Consider the following 13019-nt stretch of genomic DNA (forward strand, 5'->3'; position numbering starts at 1 on the left):
TTTGTAGGCTTCTCTTTTTTTAGTTTCTTCTTAATTTAGCAAGCAGATGTAAAATTTCAAAGTACAGCCAGATTAACGTAACCATAAGTCCGAAGGCACCGTACCATTCCATGTATTTAGGCGCCCCACGATCTGCTCCATATTCAATGAAATCAAAATCCAAAACTAAATTAAGTGCAGCAATCACTACGATAAATAGGGAAATTCCAATCCCAATCGGACCTGTACTGTGTAGATAAGGTACACTCATTCCGAAAAAACCTAAGATAAAGCTTGTAAGATAAACAAGCATGATTCCCATAGTCGCTGAGAAAACAATCAATCGGAAATTGTGAGTCACTTTTATGATCCTAAACATATATGCGAGCAGTAAGGCGAACAACGTTCCAAATGTTAAAGCGACTGCTTGCAATGTAATGCCATTGAATTGAGCCTCGAAGTTTGCTGATATTCCCCCAACTGCTAGACCTTCCAGTGCAGCATATACCGGTGCAAGTAATGGTGCTGTTTTAGGAACAAATGCAACGATTAATGCTGTAACAAGACCTCCGACCAAACCGATCACGATCAAATGACTGACAGGTTTACCTAAGTTGTATTGATACCAAGTAAATATTGCAGATGCCATTAAAATAAGCAGAAGAATAAACGTTTTGTTTACTGTTCCTGATAAAGTCATTTTCTTGCTAAAAGACGTCCCCCTGAACTTGTCAAAAGTGGAGCCTTTTAATGCAGGATTCGCACTTCTCATGAAAATTCCTCCTTCTTTCCATACTTAAAGTACGTGCAAGCAACATCAAAGTTTCATGCGTGAAAATTATATGTCATTCGTTCATCAGCAGCTGAGCACGCTTCTAAAAATGCAAAGCTACATGCAGCTATTAAAGCCGCAATTTTGGCAGTTGAAGTTGTTTTTTAGAAGATACAACTGAAAAAACAGTGAAATCACAATAGAAACGGAAACATTATAGTAATTATGAAGTCAGGGGTACGCGGTCCCTGGCTTTTTTGTACTGAAATATTTTTTTATAAGTCCCCGGAAAATTTTATAAGTCTCCAAACTTTTTTATACGTCCTCAAAAAAATTTATAAGTCTTGAAATGGGTTTTATAAGTCTTCAGCTTTTAGACATCACGTCACCTTACAATAACTATATATTCCAACGTTTTCTTTTATATGTTAGGGGAAGTATATTCTTAAAGACGCAAGGAGGTGGGATAGTTGCTACAAAAAGGTGATGTTGCACCTGATTTTACGTTACCATCCACATTAAAAAAAGATATTTCATTGTCAGACTATAAAGGAAAGAAAAATGTCCTTGTGGCTTTTTATCCACTAGATTTCACACCTGGTTGAATTAAGGAAATTACCTCTTGGAAAGAGGATTATAAACGCTTTGAAGATGCAAATACAGAAGTGCTCGCGATCAGTGTTGATCACATATACTCACACAATGTCTTTGCGGCAGCTTTAGGAACCTTACCTTACCCTCTTTTAGCCGATTGGCATAAAAAAGTAACACAGAAGTTCGGTGTTCTTAACGAAGAGAATGGAACTGCCATTCGATCATGTTTTGTTATCGATCAAGAAGGCATTGTTCAATTCAGCAACCATTCGTTTGATGCGAATGAAAAACTTCAGTATGAAGAAGTATTTAAAGCTTGTGAAACATGTGGAAAAGGAGATTAACTATGGACCAAGAAAGCAAGAATCATAAACCCATTGAAGATCCGACTGCTCATGCAGAACAAGAGATCAACGCTTATTTTTATGACGAGAAAAAACAAACTGATGGCCATCCCACTGATTATATGAATAGTGAGATGCCCGCTGTTAATATTGCTAAACCCGATGATGAAAAATAAGGCTGCTTTTTAGCAGCTTTTATTTTTGGGCTTTATTTAGCAGATCTCTTGAAACCGGCAACATACAAGTAATGTTGTGGTACTATATAAGCAGAAGTATGCTGATATAGGAATAGGAAGGAACAGCTGAATGAATATATTTTTAACCGGAGCAACTGGTTTTTTAGGTGGTCGCTTAATTCAAAACTTGGCGCGTGAAGGTCATACACTTTATGTGTTAGCGCGAAACTTACAAAAAGCTGAGCAGCTTCTTCACAAGACAGCTGATTTGAACGGCGTTATTCATATCATACAAGGGGATATCACAGCTCCTCACTTAGGTATGACGAAGGAAGCGGAGCAAGAACTTTCAGATAAAATTGATGTGTTTTATCATATGGCTGCTCTTGTGAAATTCGACTTGGACCTTAAAGATGAACTTTTTCAAATAAATTATACAGGTACACAACATGCACTACATGCTGCAAAAAAAATGGGGGTTGCGCATTTTTATTATGTAAGCACAGCATACACTCTTGGCAAAGACGAATCTGCTAAAGAAGAATTGCACAGTTTGAACAATACATTCAACAATCCATATGAAGAAAGTAAGTGTAAAGCTGAACATCTATGTATGGAGTTTACAGATCGTTTTAACGTAAGTATCTTAAGACCGGCAATCATTATTGGCGACTCTAAAACAGGAGAAGCAGATTCTAAGTTTACCCTGTATGGTTTACTCCGTAGCCTTGAAGTCTTTAAAAAGAGATTTCAAAGAAAAGGAATGGGTGATCGTGTATTCCACTTATTGTGTGAAGAAGGAAGTACGCAGAATCTTGTTCCTGTTGATTATGTAGCAGATATTTTATCTGGTGTTCTAAAAAAGGGAAGAGAAACAAAAATCTATCATATTACAAATAACAATCCGCCGCTTAGTGCAGATGTTTTTCAGGTTATGAGGGAAAAAGCGGGACTACAGCTGTTTAAGCTTGCTCCTTATGATTACGAGCCTTCTTTAAATGAAGAAGAAAAGCTTCTCAACAGCGTGATTGACGTTTATAAAAACTACTTGAACAGAAACATTACGTTTGATGACAGCAACACTCAACAAATGCTAGAAGAAATAGAAGCTGCACCCCTTCATATGGATATGCCTATGATCAAACGAATCATTGAAGGGTATCAGAATGCTTCTGTTCAAAAATAAAAATATGCATCTATTTACAATTTATGCATATCCTGCTATAGTGTATATGTAAAGTAACTAATTCTTAATGAAACCCAAGGAGGTATGTATCATGAGACAACTTAATGGAATGACTTCAGAGAGTGTAATTTATGTACAGCCTATTGGGACAATGAAGAACCGCTAGTAGTTTATTTGCGTGTAATTTCTTCGCTTAAATTTGTCATTTAACCATGGGCTGTACAACAGTGCCATGGTTTTTTATATGAAGAGGGGTATTTGTGTACCTTTCTTTCCGTAAAGAACCTAAGTATAACTTTAGGTTCTTTTTCTATTTTATTTTGTAAAACGCTAAAGGATTGTTGCTTTTAACTCTTTACATCTTTGAAAGTTGATTGGAGTGGAAGATGCGAGACTCCTACGGGCTAGCCACTGCAACTAGACAGGTGAGACACTTAAATGTGAATCATTCGAATGTGGCTCACCGCCTGCCCCGTGGAAAGCGAGCAACCTGGAACGGAAATCAACACTTTCAAAAGCGACATAATTTGCGAAAAAAAGACTAAAAAAATGACAACATTTATTCGGAGGGTATTACATTGAATTTAAAATCACTAGGTTGGAATCAAACATTTGAAGAATCGTTTAAAACATATGAAAATCAAGATCTTGTTCCAGGAAGAATTAGTGTAGAACATAAAGGACTTTATAGTGTTCTGACGGAGCATGGTGAATTACTAGGTGAGATCACAGGGAAGATTCGCTTTAATGCAACAGGGCGTCATGATTTTCCGGCTGTTGGAGATTGGGTCGCTGTTCAGGCTATTTCGCATGAAGGAAAAGCTTACGTTCACGGTATACTGCCCCGCAAGAGTAAGTTTTCTCGAAAAGCAGCAGGCTTAACAACAGATGAACAGATTGTCGCGACAAACGTAGATACAGTCTTTTTAGTGAATGCTCTAAATCAGGCCTTCAACCTTCGTAGACTCGAACGCTATTTGTTAATGGCTTGGGAAAGCGGTGCGACTCCTGTTATCGTTTTAAGCAAGGCGGATCTTTGTGATGATGTTCAAAAGTTCTTAGATGAAGTGGAAACCATTGCGTTTGGTGTTCCTACATTTGCAGTTAGTGCAGAAACTGGTTCGGGTCTTGATGAACTTGCAGCATATATTACAGAGGGTGAAACCGTTGCTCTATTAGGTTCATCCGGTGTTGGGAAATCGACGCTTGCAAACAAACTTTTCGGCTCAGAGGTATTGAAAACAAACGTTATTCGTGAAGAAGATGGAAAAGGAAAACATACGACCACACATCGTGAACTGCTTGTTCTTGATAGTGGTGGAATCTTAATCGATACTCCGGGAATGAGAGAACTTCAATTGTGGGAAGGCGACAACAGCTTAAGCCAGAGCTTTCAGGATGTTGAAGGATATGCGGAGCAATGCCGTTTTCGTGATTGTACCCATCAAAATGAACCAGGGTGCAAAGTGCAAGAAGCGATTGAAACAGGTGAGTTAAAAGAAGACCGCTATAACAGTTATGTAAAACTTCAACGTGAATTAGCGTACTTCGCTCGCAAAGAAGATCAGAAGTTAGCGAATGCCGAAAGAGCAAAGTGGAAAAAACTCGCTGGTGACCGTACGCGCGTTCATCGTAAATAATTGAAATAGAAGAGGAATGGTTTCATGGCCACTCCTCTCTTTTTTTTGCCTATTGATACTGATCGATTAACTTTCAAGTATTAAAAAGGATTTTCATAGGGAAACATCAAAATAAGAAGATTGAGGAGGGATAAGATGGCACATGTATTTACGATACAAACGCATCAAAGAGATGAGATGTATGAGATTACGAGTACATTGGAGGCTTATCTAGAAGAGCAGCGTGTAAACGATGGTGTGATGTACATATATTGTCCGCATACGACAGCAGGAATAACAATTAACGAGAATGCAGATCCGGATGTTGTTCATGATATGCTTATGCGACTGGATGAGGTATATCCGTGGGAACACCCGAAGTATCGCCATGCTGAAGGCAACTCCGCTTCACATCTTAAAGCAAGTACTGTTGGTTCTTCGCAAGTTGTGTTTATTCAAAACGGCAAGCTTCTCTTAGGGACTTGGCAAGGAATTTACTTTTGTGAGTTTGATGGTCCACGGACACGAAAGTATCATGTGAAGATTTTGAACAAATAAATATATCCATAAAAGAAGGTTCACTGATATAACTAAGTAGTTCAGTTAATGTGAAGAAAATTAAAATGAACAGTCCTATTTCAATTACAAAAAGCAATAGAGATAGCGATACAATTTACAGTTAATGTAGCACAAAAAAACGCTTGAAGATTTCTTCAAGCGTTTTTCATCTTGTTTTATTTCTGTCATTCAAGTAAAGCCCTTGTTAGTGAAAAGTCCTATTCATCGGCATCTTGTCTTTTTTTCCTTAGACTATAGATATAGACTATTGGAATAAAGCCGCAAATAAATAAAATTCCACCCATAATTACTCCATCAATTATATCAAAACCATCAGTAAGAGATACAAAAAATCCGACAACAGTTGAAATGAAAACAATCACAACCAATGAAATACTTAGACTCTTTTGGGGGTTAATTTTATTGCTTTCATGGTCTGCACTAATACTCATTGATAAATAAGCGGAAATAGCTGTGGTTAATATAAATACAAGCCATAGGGGATTTTCTCTCATTCCGTCAAATCCTTTTGTAACTAAGTCATATCCTAAAATTCCAAGAATACCAACTGTTTGAATAATATACGCAATGCGGATGTTTTTTAAATTCTGTAATACTAAACGTTCATCTGTTATTTTTTTCATTATTAATCACTCTTCCTTTCTATCCAAAATACTTCATCTAATGTTTTATTAACTGCATAGCAAATATCTAGACATAACTTTAATGTTGGATTATATTTTCCTTTTTCTATCAAGCTAATTGTTTGCCGAGTAACACCTATTCTTTCAGCTAACTGTTGTTGCGTTAAATCAACCTGTATACGAGCTATCTTAACTTTGTTTTCCAAAGGATATAATCCCTCCTTACAAATAAATCGTAACATATATATTGCATTATTCAATATATATATTACATGTGCACCGTGAAAGTCCTTTTTTAATTATTCTGCCTCGTCAGTTTTTGTGAAGAAACAGTAGAAATGGCAAAGTCTTTAATTTAAAGGATTTAATTTAGAGGATATAACAGTGAACCTTTTTTATTTCCTACTAAAGTTCTAGGCATCGAATGAAAAAGAAATATGTTGAATAATAGGGAAAACTTTTAAATTTAACATAAAAATTCTATTTTTCCAAAAATTTAGTTGTCTAATCCCTTTTCTTCATGTACTATTTTTTTAAATAGTGGAAATTATCATAATATTCAAACAAGGGGGATTTTAGGTGGGGATTAAGAGAGGGTTAAAAGTATTAGCGGTTTCCGCATTATCACTAGGACTTTTGGCAGGTTGTAATTCTTCTGGTGGCTCAGAAGGAAGCAATGGAGGGGGAGGAAGCGGAAAAGTAATCAAGATTGCAACGCAAACTCCTTTGTCTGGCGGAAGTGCAACACTTGGGGAATCTATTAAGCTTGGTGCGCAACTGGCGTTGGAAGAAAACAAGAAGAAGTTTGAAGACTTAGGGTACAAGCTCCAGCTTCAGCCGTATGATGATCAAGCAGATCCTAAAAAAGGTGTAGCAAACGCACAGCTGATTGGATCAGATAAATCAATCCTTGGGGTAGTAGGTCACTTGAATTCAGGCGTATCCATCCCTTCATCTGAAGTTTATGAAAAATATAAAGTCCCGATGGTATCACCAGCAAATACTGCGACAGAGGTAACGGACCGAGGACTTAAAACAGTGAACCGTATCGTAGCACGTGATGATTTCCAAGGTCCTGCAGGTGCAGACTTTGCGATCAATAAATTAGGAGCAAAAAAGATCTTCGTTATCCAGGACAAAACAGCTTACGGAACAGGGCTTGCCGATGCATTTAAGGAGGCAGCTGAAGAAGCTGGAGCAGAAATTCTTGGTTACGAAGGAATTACCGTTGGTGAGAAAGACTTTAACGGTGTACTCACACAAGTATTATCAAAGAAACCTGATTTAGTTTTCTTTGGTGGATTATACACAGAAGGCGGTCAGTTGATCAGACAAGCTCGTGACAAAGGAATTAAGATTCCATTCATGGGCGGAGATGGTATGGACTCCTCTACTCTAGTTGAGATCGCAGGAGATTCTGTAAAAGACGTTTATTATACTTCTGTAGCAGCTGATGCGAGCAAATCAACAGAAGGCAAAGATTTCTCTTCTAAATACAAAGAGAAGTTCAACAAAAACGTAGAATCGTATTCAGCTTATGGCTATGATTCTATGAGTGTTCTATTAAAAGGACTTGAGGCAGCAATCGAAGGAAGTGACGGAGACCTTCCGGCACGTGAGAAAGTAGCAGAAGAAATTCGTAAGATTCAAGATTTCCAAGGTGTTGTTACGAAGGTTGGTTTCGATGATATCGGAGACAACAAGTTTGCAAAAGTATACATCTACAAGTTCAGTGAAGCTAAATATCCAGGCGTTCAAGAAGGCGAAATCAGTAAGTAAACTTATGTTTACAAGAGAGGGAATGACCCTAACGGCCATGTCCCTCTTCTTTTTTACATACACTCCCCAGACGTGAAAGAGAGGAATATTTATGTTAGCTGAAATTTTACAAAGTCTGCCTCAAGTACTTGTAGATGGTATTGCTCTTGGTGCGATATACGCAGTTATTGCACTTGGTTATACGATGGTTTATGGGATTTTAGAGCTCATCAATTTCGCCCACGGTGAAATTTTTATGACAGGTGCTTTTATCGGAGTTGCGATGCTGATTCTCATGACAGGCATGGGCTGGTTAGCGGCGATGCCTGCCATTCTTGCTTTAATTCTTGTGTTGGTCGTTACGTCGATCCTGACCGGTTTCATGGGTGTTGGGATAGAGCGGATGGCGTACAGACCACTCAGGAATTCGCCTAAACTGATCACGTTGATCTCGGCGATCGGTGTATCGTTCCTGCTGCAAGATCTCGTACGTTTTATTACGGAATACAAAAGAGGAAATTATATCTTAACAGGTCCATCTATGTTTAATGAGCAATTTTCCATAAAATTTTCTAGCATATCCTCTTCGTTTAGTGATGCTTTCTTTAAAACATCTACATTGATCTTAATCATTGCAGTAGTGATCATGATGATTGGCCTGGACTTTTTCGTTAATAAAACGAAGTGGGGCATGGCGATGAGAGCAGTAGCTCAAGATCGTGAAACAGCTTCCCTTATGTCTATCAATGTGAACAAAGTAATCTCGTTGACCTTTTTTATCGGATCAGCTCTAGGTGGAGCAACAGGTGTTCTATTTGCTGTGCAATATGGAACGATTGATCCGTACATTGGCTTCATTCTAGGATTAAAAGCATTTACAGCTGCTGTTCTTGGAGGCATCGGAAATATACGCGGTGCTATGGCTGGAGGATTAATGTTAGGGATTTTAGAGATGTTCGCAGCTGCCAATCTGCAGCTCTTAACGGGTGGGATCTTCGGCGCAGAGTATAAAGATGTATTCGCGTTCGCCATTCTAATTGTCGTATTAATTTTCAAACCAGAAGGACTGTTCGGCAAAGCAGTTACTGAGAAAGTGTAGGTGAAGAGCGATGAATAAGCTGACAAGTAAACTAAAAGGCAACAAGCTGGCACAAATTATTCTGCTCGTCCTTTATGTACTGATTACCTCGTTGAGCCTATATCTTGCTCAAGCATCTGTAACAGCTTTTCTCTTGCTGTTGTTCTCATTGTTGCTTCTGTACTATACAGAGTTGCCAGACCGGCTAAAATGGTTGATCGCAGGGGTCGTCCTCATCGGCGTAATACCTTTTGTATCAAGCACTGGACCAGGTTATCAATCTTACATGGAAGTCGCTACGGTTGTTGGTATCTATGTAGCGATGGCATTGGGACTTAATATTGTAGTTGGTTTAGCAGGTTTACTAGACCTCGGGTTCGTGGCCTTCTTTGCAATCGGGGCATATACGTATGGAATCTTTGCAACAGGACAAGCTGCTAACTTTATGCCATTCGGAACGTTCCCGTTATCGGGGGAGAGCTTTTGGATCTTTATTTTAATAGGCTGCTTTGTAGCTGCACTTTTTGGTGTCTTATTAGGTATCCCTGTACTTCGTGTAAAAGGAGACTACTTAGCGATCGTTACGCTTGGTTTCGGTGAGATCATTAGAATTGTGTTTAATAATCTAGATAAACCTGTGAATATCACGAATGGAGCAATGGGATTAGCATCTGTTAAACCTCCAGAGATCTTCGGTTATCAGTTTGTATATCCAAACCAATTCTACTATATCGTTCTTGGTATCTTGTTTCTTGTCATTCTAGCTGTTAGAAGATTCGAGTTCTCAAAAATCGGCCGCTCATGGAAAGCGGTTAGAGAGAACGAGATCGCTGCACAATCAATGGGTATCCACCTTGTGCGTACAAAGCTTTTAGCATTTGCAATCGGGGCTTCTTTTTCAGGAATGATGGGAGTTGTCTTTGCAGCGAAACAAACATTCGTTGATCCGACGAGTTTTACATTACTAGAATCTATCACCATCCTAGTAATGGTTATCTTAGGAGGCATGGGAAGTGTGCCAGGTGTAATCCTTGGTGCAGCGGTGATTACCATACTAAATCTACAGGTGCTAACAGAGGTAACAAATTACTTAAATCAATTGAGTCTTGACGGTGTGATCAGCTTTCCAGAAGCACTTGCTCCAGCAAAAATGCAACGATTTATCTTTGGCGCGATTTTAATCATATTTGCCATCTATCGCCCTCAAGGGTTAATACCATCTAAAAATCCTGTGTTTGATGAAGAGTCTCTTAAAGAGGGGTCTAAAAAGCACAGAAAAGAACAGATTACGGTTGAACCTGACAAAGGGTTTCAGGCATAGGAGGCGGTATAAAGATGTCGATTTTAACAGTTAGTAATCTTACAAAACAGTTTGGTGGACTGGTTGCTGTAAATTCAGTTGATATGACAGTGGAAAAAGGTTCGATAACAGCTGTGATCGGACCGAACGGAGCAGGGAAGACTACCTTTTTTAACCTAATCACAGGGGTATACCAGCCGGATAATGGGAATGTGCAACTCGGACCGACTTCTTTAGTTGGATTGAAGCCACACGAGATTTCCCGGCACGGAATTGCTCGTACGTTCCAAAACATTCGTCTTTTTTCAAACATTACCGTTCTCGAGAATGTAATGGTAGGGTTGCATAAACAGTTGAAAGCGGGAATCGTTGGTACTCTGTTTCAAACAAAAAAAGTAAGAGAAGAAGAACAGCTGGCAAAAGAAGAGGCTTACCATTGGCTTGAATATGTCGGCCTTGCCAAGCATCTGAACGAAGATGCTCAGAATCTATCTTATGGAGCTCAGCGTAGGCTAGAGATTGCGCGTGCACTGGCTACGAAACCTAAACTCTTGCTGCTAGATGAACCTGCAGCAGGGATGAACCCGAGAGAAACGCGTGAGTTAACGGAGTTTATCCATCGTATGAGAGAGGACCTAGACGTAACAATCGTTTTGATCGAACATGATATGAAGCTAGTCATGGAGATATCTGAACAGATCTTTGTATTGGATCATGGTGAAAAGATCGCTGAAGGAAAGCCTGCTGAAATCCGTAATGATGTAAAAGTGATTGAAGCTTATCTTGGAAAAAGTGCCGTAACACCAGCGTAAGGAGGAGAACGATGAGTATTCTGCAATTAAAAGATATTAACACATATTACGGTGGTATTCATGCGCTAAAAGGTATCAGCATTTCTGTAGAAAAAGGGGAAATCGTTACATTAATCGGATCAAACGGTGCAGGGAAATCCACAACATTAAAGACGATCAGCGGACAGGTTCTACCGAAAACAGGTTCTGTTATCTATGAAGGAAAGGATATCTCTAAACAACCTGCACACATTACTGCTCAAACGGGTATTGCCCACGTTCCTGAAGGAAGAAGGATATTTCCAAGACTTTCGGTAAAAGAGAATTTAGAGATGGGTGCTTTTATCGTAAAAGACAAAAAAGTCATCAAGGAACGAATGGAACAGGTCTTCGACTATTTTCCAAGGTTGAGAGAACGTTTAACCCAAAAAGGAGGTACGATGAGTGGCGGTGAGCAGCAGATGCTCGCCATGGGTCGTGCCCTTATGTCCAAGCCGCGTCTATTGCTGCTTGATGAACCTTCAATGGGATTAGCCCCTGTTATTGTAGAACAAATTTTTGATATTATAAGTGATCTCAATAAAGAAGGAATGACGATTCTTCTCGTTGAACAAAACGCATTTCAGGCTCTGCAAATCGCCAATCGAGGGTATGTGCTTCAGACTGGAGAGATCGTGATGGCTGGTCAAGGGAATGAGCTCATTACAAATGAGTCTGTTCGAGAGGCTTATCTGGCTTAACTAGACGGTTATAGCAAACGATGCTTTGTAAGCAGTTGATTTGCGTTCCAGATGCTCGCTTTCCACGGGGCGTGCGGTGAGCCTCCTGCCGCTTTGCGCCATTAGGAGTCTCCACCTGACCGCTCGTCCCGTAGGAGTCTCCCATCTTGCACTCCAATCAACTAGTCAGTGAAGTGAAAGAAAAGACAGTTAAGAAGAACTTCACAAAAAGACCAGTTCATACCAAAGTACTTAGTGATTTCGATCCGTCACAGGATGCTCGTGTTCCGAGGGCAAGCAGCTTTTCGAAACAATCTATTGTAAATTCAACAGCATAGTTTACAGAACAAATGAAACCGGGTTTGGTAGAAGCTCGGTTTTCTTTTTATGTATATTTCCTCTTTATTATTGGATGAAATTGTTATACCTTTAAAAGGAAGACGAAAGGGGTATGATTCATGATTAAAGTACTCTTTGTATGCTTAGGAAACATATGTCGATCTCCTATGGCGGAGGCAATTTTTCGAGATCTTGTAAAACGAGAAGGCTTATCTGAAATCATTTTGATTGATTCTGCTGGAACAGGAAACTGGCATGCAGGTGAACCGCCGCATGAGGGAACAAGAAACATCTTGAAAGAAAACCAAATATCCTATGAAGGCCAAAAAGCACGGCAAGTTAAGACAAAAGATTTAACAGACTACGATTATATCATCGGGATGGACGCTGAGAATATCGGTAACATGCATAGGATGGCGGGGCAAACCCAAACAGGTATGATCGCAAGACTAATGGACTTTGTACCTGAAGTTGAAAAAGAGGATGTACCAGATCCATACTTTACAGGTAACTTTCAAGAAGTATATGATCTTGTGACAATCGGCTGTGAGAGGCTTCTAATCGAAATAAAAAATAGAGAATCGTTATAATCAGGAGGACATCGGATGGGTGAAATTCGTCAATTATCATCAGAACAAGAAGTACGCAATGCTTTTCCAGTTATGAATCAGCTTCGTACACATCTTTCAGAAGACCTTTTCTATGAATTATTTTTGCAGATGGAGAAAGAAGGTTATACGTTATTCGCCAATGTCCATGAAGGTAAAATTGTTGCTGTGGCCGGTTTTGCGATGCTGACAAACCTTTACGACGGCAAGCATATTTATTTGTACGATCTAATCACTGATTCAAACGAAAGATCAAAAGGATATGGTGAGGAACTTCTTGGATTTTTGGAGTCCTTTGCACTTCAAAATAACTGTAATTGTGTTGCACTGAGTTCAAATGTGGACCGTAAAGACGCTCACCGTTTTTATACAGATAAGATGAATTATGAGATGCCGAGCTATGTGTTTAAAAAGAGATTTTAAAGTAGCTGAGCATGGATTTAAATATTGACGTAAGAGCATTAATCAGCGCTATAATCTCGACTAAACGAACGGGAATCCTTATGCAACCTAAATGAATTGCATAACTATTGTAGCAAAGTAAAAAGCTGGCC

The 13019-nt window shown here is 39.2% G+C and carries 16 protein-coding genes; 13 read left to right on the forward strand and 3 right to left on the reverse strand.

Going from position 1 to position 13019, the window contains the following annotated elements:
- Positions 1–19: 19 nt before the first annotated feature.
- A complete protein-coding gene (locus IHV12_RS20305) occupies positions 20–751 on the reverse strand; it encodes a Bax inhibitor-1/YccA family protein (protein WP_197192098.1) in 732 nt (243 codons plus the stop codon).
- Between the two features lie 470 nt (positions 752–1221).
- Here IHV12_RS20305 and IHV12_RS20315 point away from each other — a divergent pair, with 470 nt between their 5' ends.
- The 5 genes from IHV12_RS20315 to IHV12_RS20335 all read left to right on the forward strand — a co-directional run bounded on the left by IHV12_RS20315 (position 1222) and on the right by IHV12_RS20335 (position 5228).
- Positions 1222–1689 (forward strand): redoxin domain-containing protein, encoded by a 468-nt coding sequence (locus tag IHV12_RS20315; protein ID WP_255552660.1) that lies wholly within the window; start codon positions 1222–1224, stop codon positions 1687–1689.
- A 2-nt stretch (positions 1690–1691) separates the two neighbouring features.
- Complete coding sequence (locus IHV12_RS20320; RefSeq protein WP_197192099.1) at positions 1692–1865, forward strand: hypothetical protein; 174 nt, start codon at positions 1692–1694, stop codon at positions 1863–1865.
- A 130-nt stretch (positions 1866–1995) separates the two neighbouring features.
- Positions 1996–3051, forward strand: coding sequence for an SDR family oxidoreductase (locus IHV12_RS20325; protein ID WP_197192100.1), 1056 nt, complete (start codon positions 1996–1998; stop codon positions 3049–3051).
- Positions 3052–3629: 578 nt separating this feature from the next.
- Positions 3630–4691 (forward strand): ribosome small subunit-dependent GTPase A, encoded by a 1062-nt coding sequence (rsgA, locus tag IHV12_RS20330; protein ID WP_197192101.1) that lies wholly within the window; start codon positions 3630–3632, stop codon positions 4689–4691.
- A 135-nt stretch (positions 4692–4826) separates the two neighbouring features.
- Positions 4827–5228, forward strand: coding sequence for a secondary thiamine-phosphate synthase enzyme YjbQ (locus IHV12_RS20335; RefSeq protein WP_197133961.1), 402 nt, complete (start codon positions 4827–4829; stop codon positions 5226–5228).
- A gap of 218 nt (positions 5229–5446) precedes the next feature.
- On the opposite strand, the gene IHV12_RS20340 is transcribed toward IHV12_RS20335, so the two are convergent.
- A complete protein-coding gene (locus IHV12_RS20340; RefSeq protein ID WP_197192102.1) occupies positions 5447–5872 on the reverse strand; it encodes a hypothetical protein in 426 nt (141 codons plus the stop codon).
- Positions 5873–5874: 2 nt separating this feature from the next.
- Positions 5875–6078, reverse strand: coding sequence for a helix-turn-helix transcriptional regulator (locus tag IHV12_RS20345; protein WP_197133967.1), 204 nt, complete (start codon positions 6076–6078; stop codon positions 5875–5877).
- 373 nt (positions 6079–6451) lie between these two features.
- On the opposite strand from IHV12_RS20345, the gene IHV12_RS20350 reads away from it, so the two are divergent.
- The 8 genes from IHV12_RS20350 to IHV12_RS20385 all read left to right on the forward strand — a co-directional run bounded on the left by IHV12_RS20350 (position 6452) and on the right by IHV12_RS20385 (position 12888).
- Entirely contained in the window at positions 6452–7651 is a 1200-nt protein-coding gene (locus IHV12_RS20350) for a branched-chain amino acid ABC transporter substrate-binding protein (RefSeq protein ID WP_197133970.1), read from the forward strand.
- Between the two features lie 91 nt (positions 7652–7742).
- Complete coding sequence (locus IHV12_RS20355; protein WP_197192103.1) at positions 7743–8729, forward strand: branched-chain amino acid ABC transporter permease; 987 nt, start codon at positions 7743–7745, stop codon at positions 8727–8729.
- A gap of 10 nt (positions 8730–8739) precedes the next feature.
- Positions 8740–10029, forward strand: coding sequence for a branched-chain amino acid ABC transporter permease (locus tag IHV12_RS20360; protein ID WP_197192104.1), 1290 nt, complete (start codon positions 8740–8742; stop codon positions 10027–10029).
- A gap of 14 nt (positions 10030–10043) precedes the next feature.
- On the forward strand, positions 10044–10820 hold the full coding sequence (locus IHV12_RS20365; protein WP_197133979.1) for an ABC transporter ATP-binding protein: 777 nt from the start codon (positions 10044–10046) through the stop codon (positions 10818–10820).
- 11 nt (positions 10821–10831) lie between these two features.
- Entirely contained in the window at positions 10832–11539 is a 708-nt protein-coding gene (locus IHV12_RS20370) for an ABC transporter ATP-binding protein (protein ID WP_197192105.1), read from the forward strand.
- A 146-nt stretch (positions 11540–11685) separates the two neighbouring features.
- Positions 11686–11856 carry a hypothetical protein gene (locus IHV12_RS20375; protein ID WP_197133985.1) on the forward strand — a complete coding sequence of 57 codons (171 nt, stop codon included), beginning with the start codon at positions 11686–11688 and terminating at the stop codon, positions 11854–11856.
- 120 nt (positions 11857–11976) lie between these two features.
- The gene (locus IHV12_RS20380; RefSeq protein ID WP_197192106.1) at positions 11977–12447 is read left to right on the forward strand and encodes a low molecular weight protein-tyrosine-phosphatase; all 471 of its coding nucleotides are present in this window, start codon (positions 11977–11979) and stop codon (positions 12445–12447) included.
- A 15-nt stretch (positions 12448–12462) separates the two neighbouring features.
- Positions 12463–12888, forward strand: a complete 426-nt coding sequence (locus IHV12_RS20385) for a GNAT family N-acetyltransferase (protein ID WP_197192107.1) — start codon at positions 12463–12465, stop codon at positions 12886–12888.
- The last annotated feature ends 131 nt before the right edge of the window (positions 12889–13019 follow it).

The organism is Fictibacillus sp. 7GRE50 (genome assembly GCF_015903875.1).
Lineage (GTDB): Bacteria > Bacillota > Bacilli > Bacillales > Fictibacillaceae > Fictibacillus > Fictibacillus phosphorivorans.

Bases quoted from the DNA above. Each gene is read 5' to 3' on its own strand.
- IHV12_RS20305 (WP_197192098.1), bottom strand. From the start codon at position 751: ATGAGAAGTGCGAATCCTGCATTAAAAGGCTCCACTTTTGACAAGTTC.
- IHV12_RS20320 (WP_197192099.1), top strand. From the start codon at position 1,692: ATGGACCAAGAAAGCAAGAATCATAAACCCATTGAAGATCCGACTGCT.
- IHV12_RS20325 (WP_197192100.1), top strand. From the start codon at position 1,996: ATGAATATATTTTTAACCGGAGCAACTGGTTTTTTAGGTGGTCGCTTA.
- IHV12_RS20335 (WP_197133961.1), top strand. From the start codon at position 4,827: ATGGCACATGTATTTACGATACAAACGCATCAAAGAGATGAGATGTAT.
- IHV12_RS20340 (WP_197192102.1), bottom strand. From the start codon at position 5,872: ATGAAAAAAATAACAGATGAACGTTTAGTATTACAGAATTTAAAAAAC.
- IHV12_RS20355 (WP_197192103.1), top strand. From the start codon at position 7,743: ATGTTAGCTGAAATTTTACAAAGTCTGCCTCAAGTACTTGTAGATGGT.
- IHV12_RS20360 (WP_197192104.1), top strand. From the start codon at position 8,740: ATGAATAAGCTGACAAGTAAACTAAAAGGCAACAAGCTGGCACAAATT.
- IHV12_RS20365 (WP_197133979.1), top strand. From the start codon at position 10,044: ATGTCGATTTTAACAGTTAGTAATCTTACAAAACAGTTTGGTGGACTG.
- IHV12_RS20370 (WP_197192105.1), top strand. From the start codon at position 10,832: ATGAGTATTCTGCAATTAAAAGATATTAACACATATTACGGTGGTATT.
- IHV12_RS20380 (WP_197192106.1), top strand. From the start codon at position 11,977: ATGATTAAAGTACTCTTTGTATGCTTAGGAAACATATGTCGATCTCCT.
- IHV12_RS20385 (WP_197192107.1), top strand. From the start codon at position 12,463: ATGGGTGAAATTCGTCAATTATCATCAGAACAAGAAGTACGCAATGCT.